19 protein-coding genes are annotated in these 23,279 nt (G+C 36.4%); 7 read left to right on the plus strand and 12 right to left on the minus strand.

Translation table 11 applies throughout. The features are described 5' to 3' along the window. Nucleotides 1-4: 4 nt before the first annotated feature. The 4 genes from DR980_RS13330 to DR980_RS13345 all read left to right on the plus strand — a co-directional run bounded on the left by DR980_RS13330 (nt 5) and on the right by DR980_RS13345 (nt 5,385). The gene (locus DR980_RS13330) at nt 5-430 is read left to right on the plus strand and encodes a DsrE family protein (RefSeq protein WP_113636933.1); all 426 of its coding nucleotides are present in this window, start codon (nt 5-7) and stop codon (nt 428-430) included. A gap of 408 nt (nt 431-838) precedes the next feature. Then, nucleotides 839-2,119: an OmpP1/FadL family transporter gene (locus tag DR980_RS13335; RefSeq protein ID WP_113636935.1), complete on the plus strand. Its 1,281-nt coding sequence runs from the start codon at nt 839-841 to the stop codon at nt 2,117-2,119. Nucleotides 2,120-2,150: 31 nt separating this feature from the next. Further along, nucleotides 2,151-3,851: a bifunctional metallophosphatase/5'-nucleotidase gene (locus DR980_RS13340; protein WP_113636937.1), complete on the plus strand. Its 1,701-nt coding sequence runs from the start codon at nt 2,151-2,153 to the stop codon at nt 3,849-3,851. Between the two features lie 103 nt (nt 3,852-3,954). Next, nucleotides 3,955-5,385 (plus strand): OprD family outer membrane porin, encoded by a 1,431-nt coding sequence (locus DR980_RS13345; RefSeq protein ID WP_146779241.1) that lies wholly within the window; start codon nt 3,955-3,957, stop codon nt 5,383-5,385. A gap of 8 nt (nt 5,386-5,393) precedes the next feature. Here the strand turns inward: DR980_RS13345 and DR980_RS13350 are convergent, their stop codons facing one another. Next, complete coding sequence (locus tag DR980_RS13350; RefSeq protein ID WP_113636942.1) at nt 5,394-6,086, minus strand: LytR/AlgR family response regulator transcription factor; 693 nt, start codon at nt 6,084-6,086, stop codon at nt 5,394-5,396. Next, the gene (locus tag DR980_RS13355) at nt 6,083-7,114 is read right to left on the minus strand and encodes a sensor histidine kinase (protein ID WP_113636944.1); all 1,032 of its coding nucleotides are present in this window, start codon (nt 7,112-7,114) and stop codon (nt 6,083-6,085) included. Before DR980_RS13355 ends, DR980_RS13350 begins: the two co-directional genes overlap by 4 nt. Nucleotides 7,115-7,277: 163 nt before the next feature. Here DR980_RS13355 and DR980_RS13360 point away from each other — a divergent pair, with 163 nt between their 5' ends. Genes DR980_RS13360 through DR980_RS13370 form a run of 3 tightly spaced genes read left to right on the plus strand, consistent with a single transcriptional unit; the run spans nt 7,278 to nt 13,041 of the window. Further along, the gene (locus tag DR980_RS13360; RefSeq protein ID WP_113636947.1) at nt 7,278-8,663 is read left to right on the plus strand and encodes a TolC family protein; all 1,386 of its coding nucleotides are present in this window, start codon (nt 7,278-7,280) and stop codon (nt 8,661-8,663) included. A 54-nt stretch (nt 8,664-8,717) separates the two neighbouring features. Continuing rightward, the gene (locus DR980_RS13365) at nt 8,718-11,960 is read left to right on the plus strand and encodes an efflux RND transporter permease subunit (protein ID WP_449404196.1); all 3,243 of its coding nucleotides are present in this window, start codon (nt 8,718-8,720) and stop codon (nt 11,958-11,960) included. Continuing rightward, a complete protein-coding gene (locus DR980_RS13370) occupies nt 11,950-13,041 on the plus strand; it encodes an efflux RND transporter periplasmic adaptor subunit (RefSeq protein WP_113636952.1) in 1,092 nt (363 codons plus the stop codon). Before DR980_RS13365 ends, DR980_RS13370 begins: the two co-directional genes overlap by 11 nt. 181 nt (nt 13,042-13,222) lie before the next feature. On the opposite strand, the gene DR980_RS13375 is transcribed toward DR980_RS13370, so the two are convergent. The 10 genes from DR980_RS13375 to DR980_RS16270 form a co-directional block, all read right to left on the minus strand. Continuing rightward, nucleotides 13,223-13,408, minus strand: coding sequence for a YgaP family membrane protein (locus DR980_RS13375; RefSeq protein ID WP_113636955.1), 186 nt, complete (start codon nt 13,406-13,408; stop codon nt 13,223-13,225). Between the two features lie 12 nt (nt 13,409-13,420). Continuing rightward, nucleotides 13,421-13,726 carry a P-II family nitrogen regulator gene (locus DR980_RS13380; RefSeq protein ID WP_072944205.1) on the minus strand — a complete coding sequence of 102 codons (306 nt, stop codon included), beginning with the start codon at nt 13,724-13,726 and terminating at the stop codon, nt 13,421-13,423. A 70-nt stretch (nt 13,727-13,796) separates the two neighbouring features. After that, a complete protein-coding gene (locus DR980_RS13385) occupies nt 13,797-16,988 on the minus strand; it encodes an efflux RND transporter permease subunit (RefSeq protein ID WP_113636958.1) in 3,192 nt (1,063 codons plus the stop codon). A 195-nt stretch (nt 16,989-17,183) separates the two neighbouring features. After that, the gene (locus DR980_RS13390) at nt 17,184-18,263 is read right to left on the minus strand and encodes an efflux RND transporter periplasmic adaptor subunit (RefSeq protein WP_113636960.1); all 1,080 of its coding nucleotides are present in this window, start codon (nt 18,261-18,263) and stop codon (nt 17,184-17,186) included. A 60-nt stretch (nt 18,264-18,323) separates the two neighbouring features. Further along, the gene (locus tag DR980_RS13395) at nt 18,324-19,637 is read right to left on the minus strand and encodes a TolC family protein (protein ID WP_113636962.1); all 1,314 of its coding nucleotides are present in this window, start codon (nt 19,635-19,637) and stop codon (nt 18,324-18,326) included. 124 nt (nt 19,638-19,761) lie between these two features. Further along, a complete protein-coding gene (locus DR980_RS13400; protein ID WP_244199310.1) occupies nt 19,762-20,100 on the minus strand; it encodes a hypothetical protein in 339 nt (112 codons plus the stop codon). Beyond that, on the minus strand, nt 20,097-20,258 hold the full coding sequence (locus tag DR980_RS16535; protein WP_244199311.1) for a tryptophan 7-halogenase: 162 nt from the start codon (nt 20,256-20,258) through the stop codon (nt 20,097-20,099). Before DR980_RS16535 ends, DR980_RS13400 begins: the two co-directional genes overlap by 4 nt. Before the next feature lie 111 nt (nt 20,259-20,369). Continuing rightward, nucleotides 20,370-21,245 (minus strand): hypothetical protein, encoded by an 876-nt coding sequence (locus DR980_RS13405; protein WP_146779242.1) that lies wholly within the window; start codon nt 21,243-21,245, stop codon nt 20,370-20,372. 68 nt (nt 21,246-21,313) lie between these two features. Then, nucleotides 21,314-21,985, minus strand: a complete 672-nt coding sequence (locus DR980_RS13410) for a DUF6799 domain-containing protein (protein WP_113636969.1) — start codon at nt 21,983-21,985, stop codon at nt 21,314-21,316. A 731-nt stretch (nt 21,986-22,716) separates the two neighbouring features. Further along, complete coding sequence (locus DR980_RS16270; protein WP_146779243.1) at nt 22,717-22,923, minus strand: hypothetical protein; 207 nt, start codon at nt 22,921-22,923, stop codon at nt 22,717-22,719. Between the last annotated feature and the right edge of the window lie 356 nt (nt 22,924-23,279).

Consider the following 23,279-nt stretch of genomic DNA (forward strand, 5'->3'; position numbering starts at 1 on the left):
ACAAATGAAAAATTTAAAACTAACAGCTCTCATTCTTCTTGGATTATTTACAGTTAGTGCCTTTGCCCAAAAAAGGCCGAACAATCATAAAATAGTTTTTCAGTTTACAAATGCTATCGATACTTTACAACAAAAAGCATTTGCTAACCAACTGAAAAATTTAACGGACCATTGGCCTAAAGCAAAATATGAAGTAGTGGTTTACAACATGGGATTAGAATTTGTTATGGCTACAAAATCAAAGCATATAGCAGCAATTAAAGCACTTTATGCAAAAGGAGTCCGTTTTGTAGTTTGCGAAAACACTATGAAAAATCGAAAAATAACCAAAGAGCAATTAATCCCAGAAGTAGAATATGTACCCGCCGGAATTGCCGAAATTGTTGAAAAACAGGAACAAGGTTGGAGTTATATCATAGGAGGATTTTAATTAATTCCCATTATACATCTACAAATTCAATTTCGCTTAGCAGTTGTCAGGTATATCAGCGTATTCAAAGTTTATCTTTTATTTTAAATGTGTATACTAATTTACATGACAACTGCTACGCGACATTTTCTCATTTCCAGTAAATTACAGAGAGTTCAATAGGCTTTTTTTTCAAGAGTGTCCGGAAAATATATAGGGAAATTGCGTCAAAATTACTAAATCGATTGCGTAAATAGTAAAAGAAAATAAGCACTATAATGGATGGATTCAATTGGTAATCATAATAGTATAAATCAGCATAAGGCGCTGTTAGTTTAAGTTTTAAGCGTCCTTTAACTTTAAACCAATAAAGTATATAAAATATAAAAAAACAAACCTATTAACCACCCCAAACAAACCAAAAAAACAATGAAAAACAGACTAACCATCATTTCGCTTTTATTTATTACAAACCTTTTTGCACAATCCGGACATTTGATGCAGGGAGTTGGAGCCGTGAATATGTCTATGGGCGGTGCTTCAACAGCCCAACCAATTGATATTAGCGGTGCTTTAAAATGGAATCCCGCAGCAATATCCGTATTTGAAGGCAGCACTATTTCCTTAAATGTAGGTTTATTTATGGCGAATCCGGAGCTTTCGTCGACTATACCTACACCTAATGGACCTATGAGCGGTACCTCTACGGATGTAAAAAGCAATTCAATCATGCCTTCCTTTGGTTTTGTGTATGGAAAAAAAGATAGTAAACATACCTTTGGTGCATTTGCATTTGGAGTAAGTGGTTTCGGTGTTGATTTTCCTGAAAGCACGACAAACCCGTTAAATATGCCTCAATCTATGGGCGGTTTTGGAAATTTAACTTCCAATTATATGATGCTTCAAACTGGTTTAAGTTACGCTTATAAACTGTCTAAATCGGTTTCCATTGGCGTAAGTCCAAACTTCAATATTGCTACATTAGAATTAAAACCAAATCCTACCTCTAGTCCGACAATGGCTGGTTATCCAACAACTAATAATGCTATGGCAACAGGATTTGGAGGACAAATCGGTATTTTTTACCAAAATGAAGAAGGTTTTAAATTAGGAGCAAGTTACAAAACAGAACAACAGTTCTCTAATTTTGAATTTGAAAATACCTATTTAGACAATTCCAGTTCAGAAAACTCTTTTAAAATGAATTTCCCCGCAGTTTATTCATTAGGAGTTGGATATTCAAACAGTAAAGTAGATTTAGCATTTGATTTCAGACAAGTAGAATACTCAAAAACAGAAGGTTTTGAAGACTATGGATGGTCTGCAACAGGTGCTGTAAAAGGATTTGGTTGGAAAGACATGCAAGTTTTATCTTTAGGAGCACAATATAAAGGAATCAAAAAATTACCTTTAAGAGTAGGTTATACCTACAATACCAATCCTATTAAACCGGAATTAGCATTTTTCTCAACTTCTGCGACCGCAGTAATTCAAAATGCCTATCAATTTGGTTTCGGGTATGAATTTTCTGAAAAATTAATCTTAAATGCGGTATATCACAATGCCAAAAGTGACGGCAGTACCGAAGGCCCTATTTACAACCCAATGTTAGCTGGGCAAACTGATTCGTTAGGCACAGTTCCTAACAGTAAAGTTTCTTATAAGATGGACACAAGTATGCTAATGTTAGGCATTTCATACAAAATATAGTTTTAAATAATAATCATTTTAAACACCTAAAATGGAATCAAATAACAACAGAAGAAATTTCCTGAAATCAGTAGGAACATTAAGTCTGGGAGCGGCGATTATTTCGCCCCTTTCTGCTATTGCAAATACAAATGAAACCGAGGGAATAAAACTGGATGCAGCAATCGACCAAAGCAAACCTCAAACAATTTCTATTCTTCAAACTACCGATGTCCATTGCCAAATTCATCCGCACGACGAATTGTTTTGGGAAAATGGAAAAGCTGTTTTTAGAAAAACGGGGGGTTATGCTTATATGGCAACGATGCTTAAAAAGTTAAAAAAGAATAACCCAAATACCTACATCATCGATACTGGTGATATGTTTCAGGGCAGCGAATTAAGTGTAGAAACAACAGGTGAGGCTTTTGTACCTATTTTAAATGCGTTAGATTACGATTTGTACTTACCCGGAAACTGGGAAGTAATTTACGGCAAAAAAAGAATGCAAACCCTTTTGGGTTCTCTGGATGCACCAAAAATTTGTACCAATATGTACCACGATTTAGGCGACGGAAAACGAGGCGAACTTATTTTTCAACCCTATACGATTTGGAATATAGCTGGAGCAAAAATTGGTTTTTTAGGCTACACAGATCCTTTGGTACCCTTGAGACAGAGCCCAAATTACAGCAAAGGAATCATCTATACCAATCCCGAAGAAAATCTGGCTCATTACGTGGATGTCCTTAAAAATCAGGAACAATGCAGCTATGTAATTATGATTGCACACCTTGGTTTATCGCAACAAATAGCATTAGCAAACCACCCTGAATGTGAGGGTGTCAATTATATTTTAGGAGGTGATACACACGAAAGAGTCCGCAAACCTATAGTTTGTAAATATTCAAAAGTAGTAGAACCAGGAGCATTTGGTTCATTTATTGGAAAATTAGATTTGACCGTTGTAAACGGAAAAGTAATTGATGATAGCTATGAACTACTCGAAGTTGATTCACCAAAAATAAAACCAGATGCTGCAATTGAAAAATTATTAATAGAAAAAGAGTCTGTTTATCAAGAACAAATCAATCAGGTTATTGGATACAGCACAATTCCTTTGTACCGCTATTTTGTGGTGGAAAATCCTATTGACACAATGATTCTCAATGCCTTGAACTGGAAATTTCCGGAAATTGATATTAATCTTTCTAATGGATTTCGTTTTTGTCCGCCCAAAACAACTCCGGATCGAACCGGAAATATCCCCATCACAAACGGATTTATTTTTGATATGTTGCCCGTGGATAGCACGGTAAGAACAGCAAAAGTAACCGGAAAACAATTGAAAAACTGGTTAGAAAAAGAATTAAACAATGTTTTTGCCGAAGACGCATCTAAACGTTTTGGTGGTTGGGTAGTGAAGTTCAAGGGAATGGAGGTGCAATTTAATGCTTTTGCCGAAATGGGGAAAAGAGTGCAAAGTATTACTGTAAAAAACACGCCAATAGATCCTGAAAAAATGTATTCCATAATGGCCTGTGAACGTGACGGCGACCCTTTGGACATGCTCTGCAGAATGAAAGGTGTTATGGATGCCAAAAACACAAATGCAACCTTGCATTCGGTAATGAAAGAATATTTAAAACAAAACTCTCCCGTTACCCCTACTCCGCAAAAAAATGCGATAATTCTGGATGCTCCTGAAACCCTATTAACTCAAGTTACTGGTGTTAATTATACCTTCAGATAGTATTCTGACCATTTAGTTTTTATATAATTTGCCCAACTGTGATAAATGTTACATTTATTTATCACAGTTGGGTTTACTTTTGACAAAAATTAAAGACTTACAAATGAAATATTTTTTCTCTATATTAATTTCATCTTTTTTACTTTTAGTAAGCATCCAATCCTCGGCACAACATCAAGAAATTTCCGATAAACCAACTGTTTGGAAAGAAAAAAGTGATGAAAAAATTGATTCCACATCGATTCTAAATGCTTTCAAAAACGGAAACTTCAGTGGTCATTTTCGCTATTTTTTCATGGCGACTAACAATGAAAGTGGCTTATCTGATTATTATGCCAATGCCCTTGGTGGCGGTGTGAAGTTTGAAACGGCCAAATTTCATAATTTTCAATTTGGTGTCAGCGGCTATTACATTTATGATATCGGTTCCTCTGATTTTTCTAAAAAAGACCCCGTAACCAATTTATCCAACAGATACGAAGTGGCGCTGTTTGATTTTCAAAACGCGTCAAGTAAAGGTAATTTAAGCAGGTTAGAAGAATTGTATTTAAAATACAACTACAAAAATTCTAATGTAACCCTGGGAAAACAGTTATTGAATACTTCTTTCATAAACCTACAGGATGGCAGAATGCGGCCGACAGAAGTGGATGGAATTTGGATCGATTATAATGAAATAAAAAAAACTAAAATTAATGTGGGTTACCTCTACGGAATTTCGCCACGAAGCACCATGAAATACTTCAGAGTTGGTGAATCCATAGGGATTTATCCAACTGGTGTGAATCCTGATGGAACAAAATCCGGTTATGCAGGAAATTTAGACAGTGATGGAATTTACATTGTTGGGATACAAAATGAATCGATAAAAAATTTAAAAACACTTTTATGGAATCAGTACGCAGAAAATATATTCAATTCGGCATTGTTCCAAATGGACTATAGATACGATTTAAATACAAACTCAAAGTTACTTTTCGGTTTTCAAACAGTCTACCAAAATGCCCTGAATTTTGGAGGTAATGAAGATCCAAGCAAAACCTATTTTGAAAAAAACGCAAATTCTCAAACTTTTGGAGGAAGATTAGGATGGCAAAATAAAAAAATAGAAATTACTTTAAATTACAACCGAATAACGGCTAAGGGAAGGTATTTAATGCCCCGAGAATGGGGACGAGACCCGTTTTATACCTTTATGGCCAGAGAACGAAATGAAGGTTTTGGAGATGTACATGCGGTAATGACCAAAATACAATATACGAATCCTAAAAAGACATTCAAATCGCATCTGGCGGTAGGTTATTTTGATTTACCTGATGTAAAAAACGTAGCAATGAATAAATACGGATTACCTTCTTATGTGCAGACTAATGCTGATGTTCGCTACCAATTTCAAGGAATTCTAAAAGGGTTTGATGCGCAATTATTGTATGTACACAAGTTCAATGTGGGAGAAACTTACGGGAATAAAAATTATATTTTCAATAAAACAAATATGAGTAATATCAATTTCATACTCAATTTCAATTTCTAGTCTGTAGACTATTTTAGATTTAATCGCTCCGTCAATGCCCTTCTATAAGTAATACCCACCGGGATTTTCTCGTTATTGATGATGACCATATTCCGCTCCCAATCCTTAATTTTAGCAATGGCTACTATGTAGGATTTATGAACTCGCATGAAAAGTTCCGAAGAAAGACTATTTTCCAGTTCATTAGTAGTCATTGAGGCAAGATACACTTTTTTTAAGGTGAAAATTTTGACATAATTACCGCAACTTTGGGCAAAAAGAATGTCATTTACATTCAAATCAAATAAGAATCCGTCAATTTTCACTGAAATAATTGGGTTCATTATTTCGGTTTTTTCATCATTGAAAGAGGAAAAGAAGCGTTCCATCGATTTTAAAAAACGCGGGAAATAAATAGGCTTTAACAGGTAATCAAACACGCCGAATTCATAACTCTCTAATGCAAATTCTGAATATGCTGTGGTCAAAATTGTTTTGGGTGGATCAGTCAAGGTTCGTAAAAGTTCCAGTCCGCTAATCTCAGGCATATCAATATCCAAAAACATCAGATTAACTGGATTCGACCGAAGATAATTTAAAGCTTCAATACTGTTGTAACACTGCTGCACCAGCTCCAACTGCGGGTTTTGGCTGATATAGTTCACCAACACATAATGCGCAGCAGGTTCATCATCAACAATAATACATTTTCTTACGGTCATGTTTGGCGGAGTTCAATTACTAAATTAACGTTATACTCTTGGTCGCTATGAGTAATTTCAAGTTGGTGTTTTTTCGGATATACAATTTCCAATCTTTCTCTCGTATTTTTCAGACCAATTTTGGTAGAAACCACTTCTTTTTTATGCTGAGGAACTGAATTAGATACCTTCAGATGCAATTTGCCTTTGATGACCTTTATATCAATGTTTACAAAACACTTTTCGATGGTAGCGGTCCCATGCTTAAAAGCATTTTCAATAAAAGTTATTAGTACCATCGGTGCAATTTCATACCGTCCTTCCTGATGGCATTCGTAATCAAAATCAATACGGCAGCGGTAACCTACTCTTTCTTTTTCCAATTGTATGTAACTGGAAATAAAGGCAATTTCATTTTCTAATGTAACGAATTCTTTGTTACCCTGCTCCACCTGATACCGCATTAGTTGCGAAACTTCCATAATCATTTCCGAAGTGCGTTCCGGATATCGAAGGCTAATTCCGTAAAGTGTATTCATCGTATTGAACAAAAAATGGGGATTAAACTGGTTCTTCAGTGCATTAAGCTGCACCTGATTGGACAACAATACTTTGTTAGCTTCCTTTTTTTGTGCTCTATAATGTTCTAAAATCTGCATGGTTCCCAAAATACAAACCAGCGTTCCAGACAAGGTGGCAAACTGAAACTGATACGTTTTTTGATGGGATGATTTATATAAAAAGCAATTTTTATAAATAAAATCGGTTGAAACTTGATATAAAAAGACCGTAAATAATGCTATTAACCCAACGGTAAGAATTATATATAAAACCGGTTGGTGTTTTTTTAATAAAACAGGAAGCAGAAAAACACGATTTAGCTGAGCGTGGAAATACAGCACGAAAAAATAAAGTAAACCGTTACTAAAACCTTTCCAACTTTGTATAAAAACCCAGTCGTTGAGTGTAAAAAGGATAAAAGAAAAAACTAAAATAGCTGTTTCCTGTTCCCATTTATTTTCTAAAATTGGCTTAAATCTCCATTTCATTACTCTTTAATTAAAGTATCAAAGGAACGACATATAATTTGAATAGGCACCGATTGAGTGACCAATTCAATTCGTCATTTATAAAAAGTGTTCGTCATTTATAACCGCACAAAAAGAAGTACTCCGGCTAGTTTTGCAATTCAAATTTATTCCTAATTTAATAATGAAAACAAAAAAACTAACCCTTTTTCTATTTGTGATTTTCTTTTCTCAGGGTTTTTCTCAGACGCTTCCGTTAAAAGAAGCTTTGGAAACCGGAATTTCCAATTTCGGAACAATAAAAGCAAAAAGCAATTATGCCGATGCTTCCAAAGAAACTATTAAACAGGTTCGCAGAGACTATCTGCCCAATGTTACGCTCTCGGGACAGCAGGATTACGGAACCGTTAACGGACAAAACGGACCACTTTATGGTTTTGGCGGACTCGGAGTGGCTTCCTCAGGACTTCCGTTGGAAAAGCAAAATTGGAATGCAGCGTTTGGTGCCTTGTATCTGGTCAATGTCAATTGGGATTTTTTCACTTTTGGAAGAATGAAACAAAAAATCAATCTGTCCAAAGCGGATTCCCATCGTTTTCAAACAGATCTTGATCAGGAAAAATTCCAGCATAAAATTAAAATTGCAGCCGCTTACCTCAACTTATTGGCGAGTCAGCGATTGTTAATTTCCCAAAGAAAAAATCTGGAACGCGCCCTGGTCTTTCAGAATATCGCAGCAGTCAGAGTAAAAAACGGACTCTTGGCCGGCGTAGATTCTACACTGGCTTCCGCCGAAGTTTCCCGATCCAAAATCACACTGAATCAGGTGAAAGACCAGGTTAAAGAACAAAACAACAAACTCATCGCACTGATGGGCGTTTCCATTCAGGATTTTGTGCTCGACACTACTTTTGTCACAACAATACCAAAAGTAATACTGTCGCAGGAAACCACAAAAGAAAGTTTGAATCCGATATTGGAATATCATAAAAGTAGGGTAGCTTTCAGCGAACAACAGCTTCGTCTTTTTAAAAAGGAATACTATCCCACCTTCAGTTTATTTGGGATATATCAGGCCCGGGCTTCCGGTTTTAACTCCGATTATGCCGCAAATCAGAATTCTTTTTCCCAAAATTATGTAGACGGCATTAATCCTTCAAGACAAAATTATCTGTTCGGAGTTGGTGTTACTTGGAACCTGACCACTATTGCTCGGGTGAGCAAAAAAGTAAGTGCCCAGAAATTGATTTCCGAAGGTTTACAAGAAGAATACAAAGTAATCGACCACCAATTAAAAATTCAGTCGGATGCGGCTGATGCCAAAATGCAATATGCTTTGGAAAATTATGTTGAAGCTCCAAAACAGGTTCAGGCAGCACAACAGGCCTATTTGCAGAAAACTACTTTGTATAAAAACGGAATGACCAATCTCCTCGATGTTACACAGACTTTATACACATTGAACCGCGCAGAAACTGACCGTGATATTATTTATACCAATGTCTGGCAATCACTTTTGATGAAAGCGGCAGCCAACGGAGATTTTGACTTATTTATGAATGAATTTTAATTATTTAAAACAATGAATTTAATACGTTTTGCCCTTCGCAAACCCATTTCAATAATGGTGCTAGTTGCCGGATTATTCTTTTTCGGAATTGGTGCCGTCCGTGATATTAAAGTGGATATTCTGCCCGAAATGAATCTTCCTGTTATCTATTTGGCCCACTCGTTTGCGGGCTACACGCCCAATCAGATGGAATCCTATTTCGCCAAAAATTATGTCAATGTAATGATTTTAGCCAATGGTGTAAAAGATATCGAGACCAAGAATATTCAGGGACTCACACTGATGAAAGTGACTTATTATGAAGGCACAAATATGGCTCAGGCCGCTTCTGAAATCAGTGCGCTGTCCAACAGAATACAGTCCAGATTTCCTCCCGGTTCCCAGCCTCCGTTTATTATTCGGTTTGATGCATCTTCCTTGCCCATCGGTCAATTGGTTTTGAGCAGTAAAACCCGTTCTAATAATGAACTTCAGGATTTGGCAAACGTGTATGTTAGGGCTTCGTTCACGGCTATTCCGGGATTGTTGTCCCCTCCACCTTTTGGCGGAAGCCCCAGAACTATTGAAATTAATGTAGACCCCGATTTGCTCCGTTCGCATCAATTAACAGCAGACCAAATTGTGGAAGCCATCCGTACCAACAATCAAACGGCTCCTTCGGGAAACCTGAGAATTGGAGATATCAACTACATTATCCCTACAAACAATACCATTAAAGAAGTCAAGGATTTTGAAAAAATACCGTTGTTCAAAGGCGGTGTCCAGAATTTATATCTTGGCGATGTGGCTCAGGTAAAAGATGGCGCCGATATTACTGCAGGATACGCTTTGGTCAATGGAAAGCGTTCCGTTTATATCAGTATTGCCAAAGCCGGTGATGCATCGACTTGGGATGTTGTTCAAAAATTAAAATCACAACTCCCAAAAATCCAGAGTACATTACCTGATGATGTCACACTATCGTATGAATTTGACCAGTCGGTTCATGTGATTAATTCCCTGAAAAGTTTAATTATCGAAGGAATAATTGGTGCCGTTCTTACAGGGCTGATGGTTTTATTGTTCCTTGGAGATCGAAGAGCAGCATTGATTGTCATACTTACTATACCCATTGCGATTATTTCGGGTGTGTTATTCTTAAAACTATTCGGGCAAACAATCAATCTGATGTCCTTAAGCGGCCTGGCTCTTGCGATTGGAATCCTCGTCGATGAAAGTACGGTAACCATCGAGAATATCCATCAACATTTGGATATGGGCAAACCCAAAGCCTTGGCTATTTGGGATGCCTGTAAAGAAATAGCTTTGCCCAAGTTGTTAATCCTGCTGTGTATTTTGGCCGTCTTTGCACCTGCATTTACGATGACCGGAATTCCCGGTGCGTTGTTTCTGCCATTGGCATTAGCGATTGGATTTTCGATGATTGTGTCTTTTTTACTTTCGCAAACCTTTGTTCCGGTGATGGCCAACTGGCTGATGAAAGCACATCCAAAAAAAGAGCATCCGTCGAATATTACAGATGATGAAGCGGAGTTTAATGCGTCAGGACTGACGATAGAATCCGAAAAAGACACTTTTGACCAGAAAAAAATCCTTGTTCAAAGAGCCGATTTTAACAATGATGGCAAAATCAATTTTTTTGAACGATTCAGAAACCGATACATGCGATTCATCAATCGGCTTTTTGACTATAAAAAACCGGTTACACTGGTATATCTTTTCCTATCGGCCGGTTTAGTGTTACTGCTGTTGAACACTATCGGCCAGGATGTGTTTCCTAAAGTCAATTCAAGTCAATTCCAATTGAGACTGCGGGCGCCGGATGGAACCCGTTTGGAAAGTACCGAAGATAAAGCCATAATGGTGCTCAACGAGTTGGAAAAAATGATTGGCAAAGAACACGTCGCGATATCCTCGGTTTATGTGGGTCAACATCCCGCCATATTTTCCGTTTCACCGATCTATTTGTTTACTGCCGGACCTCACGAGGCGGTTTTCCAAATTGGTTTGAAAGACTATCATGTGGATATGGATGTTTTCAAAGATGAATTCCGTCAGCGCATTAAAAAAATATTACCCGATGTCAAAATTTCTTTCGAACCTATCGAACTGACGGACAAAGTGCTGAGCCAGGGTTCCCCTACTCCAATTGAAATCAGGATAGCTGGAAAAAATAAAAAGCGAAATGAAGCCTATGCCAAGAAACTCATCGCAAAACTGAATAAAATTGACTATTTGAGAGACATTCAGATTGCCCAACCCATCAAATATCCAGCGCTGGACATTACTATTGACAGAACTCGTGCCGCTCAATTAGGAATTGACATGAACGACATTTCGCGTTCCCTGATTGCTTCCACTTCTTCGTCCCAATATACCGAAAAGAATATCTGGGTAGATGAAAAAGCTGGGTTCTCCTATAACGTTCAGGTTCAGGTACCTTTAAACAAAATGAAAAGTGAAAATGATCTGAAAGAAATTCCGTTGCTTAAAAATGAATCCCGTCCGGTTTTAAGTGATGTAGCCACGATTACCCCCTCTTTTACATATGGGGAAAACGACAATATTGGTGCCATGCCTTATATTTCAGTGACCGCAAATATGGATCATGTTGATTTGGGAACCGCTTCCAAAGCTGTTCAGCAAAGCATTGAATCACTTGGGGAACTTCCCAGAGGATTGTTCATAGAGCAAATTGGTTTAAGCACGGTTTTAAAGGAAACCATGAGCAGTCTGCAGACTGGTTTATTGATTGCCATTATGGTAATTTTCCTGATGCTTGCTGCAAATTTTCAGTCTTTCAAAATTTCATTGGTCATCTTAACTACGGTTCCTGCCGTTGTTTTAGGTTCTTTGTTGCTACTTGTGATTACAGGTTCTACTTTGAATTTACAATCGTACATGGGAATTATTATGTCGGTGGGTGTTTCTATTGCCAATGCCGTTCTAATCATCACCAATGCAGAACAGCTGCGAAAACACAATGGCAATGCGTTACAATCGGCACGTGAAGCTGCTTCGTTAAGGCTCCGTCCCATTATCATGACCAGTATTGCCATGATTGCCGGAATGCTCCCGATGGCCATTGGACACGGTGAAGGCGGCGATCAGATTTCCCCGCTAGGAAGAGCCGTGATTGGCGGATTGGTATTTTCCACCTTTACAGTACTTCTTATTTTACCGCTCATTTTCGCCTGGGCAATGGGTAAAACTCCGGTACACTCTTTATCCTTAGATCCAGAAGACAAGGAAAGCCAACATTATATCTCATCTTTACACCCTCAAAATGAAAAATAATTTATTTAAAATATCGTTTCTGTTTGTAGTCCTGACCACTGTTTTAACTGCCTGCAATACTTCTGAAAAGAAAGAAATTGCCGCTGTAGAAACCGCTCCGGTTATCGAAACCTTTACCATCAGTAGAGAAAAATTAGCTACCGAACTCCGCATTCCGGCAGAACTGACCGGTTTCCAACAAGTGGATATTTATGCCAAAGTGAGCAGTTTTGTCAAAGAACTGAAAGTTGATATTGGCTCGCAGGTTAAGAAAGGGCAGTTATTACTAATTTTAGAAGCGCCTGAAATTAGTTCACAATTGGCGGCAGCTCAATCCAGACAACTTTCGCAAAAAGCCATTTATACGGCAAGCAAAAGCACTTTCGACAGGCTTTTTGAAACCAGCAAAATAGAAGGAACGATTTCCAAAAATGATCTGGAACAGGCTGCAGCCCGCAAAAATTCAGATTATGCCCAATATCAGGCAACCCAAGCCGCTTATAAAGAAATTGCGATTATGAAAAGCTATCTGTTAATCCGCGCGCCTTTTGACGGAGTCATCTCGGCCAGGAATGTAAATCCGGGTACCTTTGTTGGATCTTCCGGAAAAGGATCGGAATCCCCTTTGTTTAAGCTTCAGCAACAAAGTAAATTGCGTTTGTCGGTCTTTGTACCTGAGATGTATACCGGGTATCTGACAGTTGATGACGAACTAATTTTTAGCGTAAAATCAATCAACAACGAGACCTTTCGTGCCAAAATAGCTCGTATGTCCGGCGCTTTAGACAGCAGGCTTCGATCCGAACGTGTGGAACTGGATGTTGTGAATACCTCTAAAAAACTGTTGCCAGGAATGGTCGCCGAAGTACTCATGCCCTTACAATCAAAAGACAACAATTATGTAGTACCCAAATCAGCTGTGGTGACTTCCAGTGATGGTGTCTATGTATTTATAGTAGAGAATAATAAAATGAAAAGAACAGCCGTTCAGAAAGGCCGAGAATTGGAAAAACGCGTTGAAATTTTTGGAAATATTCCTGAAAATTCGATACTGGTAAAAGTAGCTTCAGAAGAAATGAAAGACGGTACGGCGGTAAAGTAATCAAAAATAAATTTGTAATAATTGAAAAATCACATCCATTATCTTTGAACCCGTCCAATTATAAACAAAATGAGCCCGATGCAATATCGAGCTCATTTTGTTTAAATTAATTGCAAATTTTTCCAGACTTTAGGTTTCCTTCATATTAGCATTCCATTTTATACAGTGATTGAATTGCTTATTAATCTTTTACTCCTAGTTTTTCTAATATAGTATCCATCAAACACCATTTGCTGATAGAAGACTGCAATAAATTGGCTCCTACAAAAGTGGCAAACCACAACCAGTTCTGGTTGACATAGATTGCCAAAAGTAAACTGATTAATATATAACTCCCGGCTACGGCTCTTACAATTCTGTTTTTCATTATTCTTTATTTTTAAATTGATTTTTCGATATTTAGAACAGCAACATGTATTTTTGATAACGTTTCTTGCTTTTCATTAAATTCGGTAATCAAATCAAATAGTTTGTCTACGTTATCTTTTTTTACAAAAGCATAAAATAATATCGATTCGGTTTCATTTAATTCTGCCGAAAACCAATTGCTTTCTATAGCTTCTTCAGAAATATCATTAAAGCCTTTAACCTCTTTATACGTGAAGGTTTTTACATTGGCCTGTTTCAGCATTTGTTTGATGTCTTTTTCAAATGCTATGACTGCAGTTATAATCAGTAGTTTCATTTTTGTTTTGTTGTTTAAAGTTCCAAGTTTAAGATTCTGGTTTCAAAACCTTAAACTTTACACCATTTTTTTATTTTTCCCATTTCTTTCTCTCCGTTATGTAATAAATCAGTGGCACTACAATCAATGTTAGAATAGTAGAAACTATTGCTCCAAATACCAATGAAATAGCTAATCCTTGAAACAAAGGATCAAACAGTATAATAGAAGCTCCAATAACCACAGCACCAGTTGTCAATAAAATAGGAGAGGTTCTCACTGCACCTGCCTCGATAATCGCTTGTTTTAGTGGAATGCCATCATTCAATCGGATTTCTATAAAGTCAATCAGCAGAACCGAGTTTCTCACCATGACTCCAGCCAATGCAATCATTCCGATGAAAGAAGTTGCTGTAAAATAAGCGCCCAATAACCAGTGGCCAAACACAATCCCGATTAAGGAAAGCGGTATAGCAAGCATCATCACAATCGGGGTTTTAAAGTTCTGGAACCATCCCACGATCAACATATAAATGATTACAATTGCGACCATAAAGGCAACACCTAAATCACGGAATACTTCCAAAGTAATTTGCCATTCACCATCCCATTTTACGGTAAAATCACTTTCATCTGTGGGTTGCTCCATATACAATTCATTGACTTTGTACCCTTTTGGGACTTTCATTTCAGTCAGTTTTTCACTCATTCCTAAGATTGCATAAACCGGACTTTCTAATGCTCCAGCCATATCAGCCGTTACATAAACCACACGTTTCTGGTCTTTTCTGTAAATGGTTTTTTGTAATGTATCTGTTTTTACTTTTACCAAATCACTCACCGGAATCATATTTCCCTGACTTCCTTTGATTTTTAGGTTTTGAATGTCTTGCAAACTGGTTTTGTCTTTATCGTCAAGCGAAAGGACAATTGCCACGTTATCATTTGAATTTTCATCATACAAATTAGAAACTGGGTATTCTTTGAGTAAATAAGTCAAATTCCCAACTACTTGTTGCGGTGCAATTCCGTTCAGCATGGCTTTCTCTTTATCTACTTCCAGTTTGTATTCCGTTTGATTGTCTTCTACCATCCAATCGATATCCACAACATCGGAAGTTGTTTCCAAAATAGTTTTCACCTGTTGGGCTACTTTTATTTGGTCTTTATAATTGGGTCCATAAATCTCAGCGACCAAGGTTGACAAAACTGGCGGTCCTGGCGGTACTTCAATTAATTTTACGTTTGCCCCATATTTCTTGGCAATCTTCTGAATATCGGGACGCATCGCTCTGGCAATAGCATGACTTTGTATATCTCGGTCTTCTTTGTGCAATAGATTCACCTGAATGTCTGCCATGTTGCTTCCGCCACGCATATCGTAATGACGTACCAATCCGTTGAAAGTAATGGGAGCAGATGTTCCTATATAATTTTGATAATTGACCACTTCTGGTTTATTTGATAAATACTGGGCAATTTCTTTGGTAACCGCTGCAGTTCGTTCGAGTGTTGTACCTTCGGGCATATCAATTACCACTTGAAACTCATTTTTGTTATCGAAAGGCAGCATTTTTACTACTACTGATTTCGTGAAAAACATCAAAACAGAACCAAATAATAACACAACAGTTACGGCAAGTAGCACTCTTCTTTTTATACTGCTTTCTAAGAACGGTCGTTCCAGTTTGTTGTATATTTTGTAAATACGACTAGTTTCTAATCCTTCAGCTTCTTTATGTTTTTGATCGTCTTTTTCCTGAAGCAAATGATATCCCAAATAAGGGGTCACTGTCAAAGCCACAAATAGAGACAAAATCATCGCAATCGAAGCGCCAATCGGCATTGGACTCATATAAGGCCCCATCATTCCAGATACGAAAGCCATTGGCAAAATAGCCGCAATAACTGTAAATGTTGCCAAAATTGTTGGATTTCCTACTTCGTTTATCGCATAAATAGCCGCTTGTTTAAAGGGCAGTCGCTTCATCTTAAAATGCCTATGCATGTTTTCGGCAATAATTATACTGTCATCCACAACAATTCCCACCACAAAAACCAAAGCAAAAAGTGTAATCCTATTCAACGTATAATCCAATAAATAGTAAGCGAATAAGGTCAGTGCAAATGTCAACGGAACCGAGAAAAATACAACCAATCCACCACGCCATCCCATGGCTAACATCACTAAAATAGTCACCGCAACTATTGCGACACCTAAGTGTAACAATAATTCACCTACTTTGTCGGATGCCGTTTCACCGTAGTTTCTCGTTACTTCGACGTGAACATCATTTGGAATTATATTTTTCTTTAGTTGCTCTACTTTAGCAATAATTTTTTCCGAAATTTTCATCGCATCGGCACCTTTCACTTTACCAACAGATATGGTTACGGCAGGATATTCCGATTTTGCGGTTTTAAATTTTTCATTGGCTTTGCCATAACCAAAAGCCACATAACTTCTGGGTGTAGCCGGTCCATCTTGTACTTTCGCTACTTGCTTCAAATACACGGGCATATTTTTATTCACGCCAACTACCAAGTTTTCGACATCATCGGCATTCGATAAAAACTGCCCTGTTGTAATCAAATATTCTTGGTCATTTTGTACAAAACTCCCCGATTGTGAACTTCCGTTATTGGCTTGAATCATTTGCATAATTCCCAAAGCATCCACGCCATTTTCGGCCATTTTATCTTTGTCGAGAATCACTTTCAGTTCGCGATTGCTTCCACCTATTTCTTTGGTTATCGCTACATCTTTTATTTTTTCAATTTCCGATGTTACTTCTTCGGTAACTTGTCGCAACTGAAAACTATCTTGTTTATCACTCCAAAGCGTAATCCCCAACATAGGAACATCATCAATAGAACGTGTTTTTACCATCGGTTTATACACGCCTTTTGGAAACATATCTTCGTGTTTTGCTAATTCGTCGTACAATTTTACATACGAACGCTCCACATCCTGACCTACATAAAACTGTACAATCAGCATCGCCTGACCGTTCATCGCCATCGTATGCACATGTTCAACCCCTTTGATATTCGAGATTATTTTCTCCAATGGTTTTGCCACACGACTTTCTACTTCTGTAGGACTTGCTCCCGGATAACCCACCATCACGTCGGCCATTGGAACATTAATTTGCGGTTCTTCTTCCCTAGGAATCAGAAACGAACTATAAACTCCAATAATCATCAAACCCACCATAAGCAAAATAGTCAGTTTTGAGTTGATGAAAAATTGGGCTATTTTACCTGAAATACCTTCTTGCATTTTCTTTTATTTTTTTGGGCGTGACCCTCTCAAAAAGGTCGGGCGGGACTTTCAGCAGTATCTTTTGTTCCGCTACGCTTCACAAAATGATGCCGCCTCAATCCCTCACGCGGAATTAACAATGACATTTATTTTATACATTTTCAGTTTTTGGTCTTCCGTTTTCTACTTTAAACCTTAAACTTTCAACTTTTTTTACTGAATATGAACCAAAGCTCCGTTATACAACTTCCCATCTGCCGAAACGATATATTGCTCGTTCGCTGATAAACCAGATAACACTTCTACTTGATTCCCAAACGTTTTCCCTATTCGTAACCATCTCAGAATGGCAATATTTCCAGTTCCAATCGTATAGATTCCGCTTAATTGTCCTTGTTTTACCAAAGCACTTTCGGGAATTAAAATTCGATCAGACGCAACAGTTTGCGTTTTGTTTGCAACAGGAAATTGCACATTTACAAACATTCCTGATAATACGGAATTATCGGTTTTATCTAAATTTACCTTTACCAAATATTGTCCTCCGGTATTCGTAGCCGAAATACTCACTTCGCTTACTTTTCCAGTTAGTTTTGCATTTGATGATTTTACCAAAACATGTACAGGCATTCCTTTTTTGATTTCTGCAATATCATTTTCAGACACCATGGCCGTTACTTGTAATCTTGAAGCACCTTCAATACTTACCAAAGGCATTCCGGGATTTGCCATATCACCTTCTTTTACGAAAGTATTAGTCACTGTTCCTGAAAACGGAGCCCTAATATTCGAATAGGAAAATTGAGCTAAAATTTCGTTTCGCATTTGTCTAGCTCCTTCCAATCCTGCTTTTGCCATTTCGTAACGCGCCGTCATATCATCTAATTCTTTTTGCGAAGCACTTTGTTGTTTGAATAAATTCACAAAACGATCGTAATCTTTTTTAGCATTGTTGTAACCCGCAGTCGCTTGAAGAATACTGGCATCGACCTGTGCTTTTTTGGCTTGCAAATCAGTGTTATTAATGCTGACCAATAATTGTCCGGCACCTACTTTTTGGCCTACTTGTACATGAAGTTTAGTGACATAACCCATCATTCTCGTGCTGAGGTTGGCGCTGTTTTCTGCTTCAATTTTACCGCTGGCCGTTACAAACGGACTGTTGCCATCAGCTGAAATTCCGCTTACTTTCACTGCAATTGCTGGTTCTGTCTTAATTGGTTCTTTTTTGTCGCCTCCGCATGAGGTTAAGAAAACTGCAGCTATTGAAAGGATTGCTATTATTTTTTTCATGATTTTTTTATTGATTATTTTATGTCTTTCTTCTTTGTTTTTTCTTCTATTTCTTAACTCTTACTTGGTCAAAAATTGTAAATATTCTTGAGTAAAATTATATTCGAAAACGGCTTGCAGGAATTCCAGTTCTTTTTGAGACATTTGGGTTTCTGCTTGTAATAAATCAGTTGTTTTTTCCAATCCCTGCGTAAAACGATTACTACGGATTCTGTAGGCTTCTTGTGATTGTTCTAATGCTAATTTGGAAAGATTAACCTTGTTCTCAGCATCTTTTAACTGACGGTTGGTTTTGTTTAATTCCAATTGACTTTTGGATTTATATTGCTGGTTTTCCATTTCTGACTTTTGGAAATCTGCTTTGGCTTTTTCCATTTTTCCAATAGATTTATAACCGTCAAAAACATTCCATGATACTTGTGCACCAATTAAATATCCTTTGGCATTGGTTCCAAAAAGTTTATCATCATAAAGTTCATAACTTCCAAAAGCATTCAATCTCGGCAAGAAATTCATTTTGCTCGATTGTACCATTTTTGCGTAGGCTTCAGATGATTTATCCATTGCTTGAATGTCTTTCCTATTGCTGGAAAGCGTCGTGTTGATGGTTTGAATAGCTATCGCATTTTCCAATTCCTCGATAGGTTTATATACTTTAGTGCCAGTATCTTCATTTAAAAGAAATCCCAAATAATCGGAAGCATTTTGTACATTGCTTTTTGCATATTGCAACTGATTTTTAATTTCATTTACACGAACCTGTACCGAAAGCAAATCGGTTTTTTGAAGAATCCCTTGTTTAAAATAATTTTCTATCAATTTCAAATTCGCTGCAGCAGTTGTGTTGGCTTTTTCCAAAACTTTTACCGCTTTGTAACCCAATTGCAATTCCATGAAAGCTTTATTGACTTCTAGTTCAAGATATTCTTTGGTACGCTCTGTTTGCAATTGAAAAGCTTGCATTTTTGCTTTGGCAGCTTGTCTTCCGTACAATCCATCTACATTGATTAAGGGTTGTAAAACCTCAATTTTAGTAGCAAAATTTTTCGTTCTTGCAGGATTGTTTAATAGAGCGGGATTAAAATCAGATTGCGTTAAAATTTCCTGATTCAATTTGGAACCAAAAGCCATCAAAGGATTTGTTGTTGAAATCGCTGTATGTGATGCCGAAATACTGGGTAAGAATAACGAATTAGATTGTCTGTAATCTGCTTGTGCCGATTTGAAGTCCTGATTAAGGATTTTGATTTGCAGGTTTTTATCGGAAGCCTTTTGCCAAATTTCTTTTTTAGAAATAGTCAAGGTATCCTGACTGAATCCTACAGCAGAAAAGGAAAGAATTCCAAAGAGTAGTAATGTGTTTATTTGCTTCATAATGGTTTTTTCTAAATTAATGCAGTAAAGGTAAATATCAGAAAATACGTAAACAGTAACTAATGTCACACTCGTCCGATAAAATAAAAAAAGCATCTTTAAATGATTTTAAAGATGCTTGAGATTAATTAGTTGTTTTTATTTCTCTAATTAAATCATGTGGTCCTGTTGATGCGTGTGAAGCATGGTAATAAGTACAAGCAGAGAAGGTTATATTAGTTCCAGTAATCAAACCTTCGGTCATGTAAAACGCTAATTTTAGACCCGTTTCATTGATGAGGAAATCAAAGGGTAATTTTTCTCGAATGCCTTTTCGTTCTGCAAAAACATATTCGACGAGCACATATGGTTTGGCTTCGGAAGGATCGCCTTCGGGATGAAACGAAATGACTTGTGCTTTTTTGTAGCCGATGTCATTTTTTTGTACAAAGGCTCTAAAGGGAAAATAACCTCTTTGACTCACATACGTCTGATGCCTACCCAAATGTTAGAAGGAACCCATTGGTAATTTCTATTAGGAGAAACTACGAGAACATCGTGATTTTTTGAAAGTTTTTGTCTCAAATGAGCTGCTGCGGTTTGACCGGCAATTCCTGCTCCAAATATTACAATTTTTGACATGGTGAATCATTTAATTTTTTCAAAATTTGGTCAAATCTATTTTGCAATCAGTAAGTAATATTAGTCGCAACTGGGTAAGTCTAAAAGCTATTTTTGTTATACAATTATTGTTTATTTCCTTTTTTTGGTATTGAGCCAATAACTAATGCCCCCTGACCAGTAAAATATATTTTTGAGGTCTTCTTTTAATATTATTTCATTAGTAGTAATGGTTGCATTGCTATGGGGAAATGCCCAATGAGGAGTAATTGAAAATAGAAATGAATTACTTTGAAATTGAATGGGTAAACTAATTTCAAGATTTAAAACATTAAATTGGTTTACTTCCTTTATAGCAATAGAATTGTTAATGGATGGATTTTGCAGATTACTCTTCCCTTTTCGGTTTCCCAAACGATTGTATGTGTAGTACTCCTGATAAAAGTATTGTGATCCTCCAAAAATATTAAATGTTGGAGTTATTTCAAAATTATCATCTAATGCGTATATTGATTTATCTAATTGTATTCCTCCGAAGAAATCAGTAGAACTATTACTGCTGAAATAGCTGCTTGCAGTTAATGAAATTTTAAAAAGGCTTAAGTCATAACCAAGAGTGGCTGTAAGATCACCTTCAATTTCCGATTGTATGCTGTAACTGTCTTTACTAAAAAAATATTTTGTGCCTGAGAGTAAGCCACTTAATTTTTTAGAATTAAATTGGTATCCTGCAGTTAATAAAAACAGGTCTATTCTGCTTTCTTCCGATTTAGTTAAATAGGATAATGACGCATCTGCAAAAAAACCCGATCTGTCATAAAATCCTAATGAAGGTACTAAGTATGGCGCACGGACAGAATCGTTTCTTCCCATAAATACGGCATCGCTTTCATAGTTTAAACTAAATAAGACGTAGGAATTTTTATCTTTGTTTTTTAGGTTTTGTCCCATTAATGAAATTGGGAGTGCTACTAAAAGCAAATAAAATAAGAGTGGTAAGTTTTTCATTTTAATAGATTTGTGAATTAAAAAATTAAAGCAACTTTGATTTTTAAAACCAAAGTTGCTTTTGTTATTTATTGTACTCTACCTCTTTTTTGGATGTTTGGTTTACTTTGGATTTTTTTGTTCATCCTAACTTTGTTTGCATCCATTTGTTTTTGAATAGTCATTTTTCGATGCGTGTATGCATTTTGAAATTTTTGCCCATCCATATTTAAACATTCCCCTTCTTTGAGACGTAATTTATTTTGGCTACGAGTTTGGTAACTTCCGTCAGGCTTTATAACTACACCGTTACCCAAATTAAGTTTTTCTTGAATTCTATTTTGAGATTCATTTCGTACTTGAAATACAGTTCCGTTTAAGAGCATAAATTGAGTTCTGTTCTGATTTTTTTCTCGTATTTGTGCTTCCGAAAGGTTTTTGTTTTCATTTTGTATTCTTTGTCTGTATTGGTATTCATTGGTGTATTTTACTCCGTTCATATCCAGACATTCTCCATCTCGAAGACGCAATTTTTTCCCATCACTTGTTTGATAACTGCCATTTGGATTTATAGTTGTACCATCAGTAAGCGTTACCTTATCTTTTAGACGTACCTGATCTCGGTCTCTTATTTGTAATACATCACCATCTACGAGCATGATTCGGTCCTGATTACGATCCTGATCTTGATCTTGAATTTGACTTGAACCTACAGTAGCTACTAAGACTACTAATGCGATTGAAAAAAGTATTCTTTTCATAATAAATATATTTAATTGGTTATAAATACAAATTGATTATATAAAGATTTGGAGGTATTGATGCAACAATTAAGTGTTATAAAATATAGGTTAATACTTAATTGTTTTATGATTCAAAATTAGTTTTTTTTTTGGTTTTTTTTAATCACAAACACCTGATTTTCTGGTAATTACATTTTTTTAGACGAAATGTATTAATCTGCCGATTAAGGGCATATTTATATTAAGTATGTGTACGAAATTAATCGTTAATTATATACTAATTGAAATTTTATCTTTAAGACGGTAATGCTATACAAGGATTTATATAGTAAAAAATAGGGACAAATCAGCAAAAATCTGATTTGTCCTAGTATGTGAACCTGATTGATCAACAATACTTTGTTGGCTTCTTTTTTTTGTGCTCGGTAGTGTTCTAAAATCTGTATGGTTCCCAATTTACAAACAAACCTTCCAGACAAGGTAGCAAACTGAAACTGATACATTTCTTGATGGAATGATATGTATAAAAAGCAATTTTTATAAATAAACTCGGTTGAAATTTCATATAAAAAAGACCATAAACAATGCTATTAACCCAACAGCTAAAATTATATATAAAACCGGTTGATATTTTTTTTTATAAAATTGGAAGCAGAAAAACGCGATTGAGCTGTGCATGAAAATATAGTACGAAAAAATAAAGCAAACCATTACTAAAACCTTCCCAACTTTGTATAAAAACCCAATTCTTAAGTGTAAAAGGATAAAAGAAAAATCAAAATAGCCGTTTCCTGCTCCCATTTATTTTCTAAAATCGGTTTATTAGCAAATTCACCTCTAAGATTGAATGCCGATTGTATTCGCAATTGTCTTGTGTCACCCGTCAAAGGAGAAGTTAGTTTGGCTTCATCATCTTTATGGAATCGTACATTTTTAAAATAGCGTGAGATAAGCACCTGACGCCTTATAACATTACTAAGACAGGTTTTCCTGTATTAGTAATCAGTGTCTTTTCTTCGAAGAGAACGAGTTTAGGTTTTTCAACAAGGAACATTTTGTCATGCCCTTTGATTTTTTACACTCTTCCTTACTACCAATTATCCAATTAGAAAATTACTAGCACACCTAAAATATTTAAGTCTTCGTATCTTGCACCCGTTTCATCACATCTAGGGATTGACAATCAATCCCTTCTAGCCCTTTGATATTTTTCTCTTGGGATTTTCTGTTCGGACAGGGTTACTAGACCGACAGTTCTAACCAACATTTATCCTCAATGGATTCTTATGTCTTATAAACGACAATAATTAGA

The organism is Flavobacterium psychrolimnae (assembly GCF_003312425.1).
Lineage (GTDB): Bacteria > Bacteroidota > Bacteroidia > Flavobacteriales > Flavobacteriaceae > Flavobacterium > Flavobacterium psychrolimnae.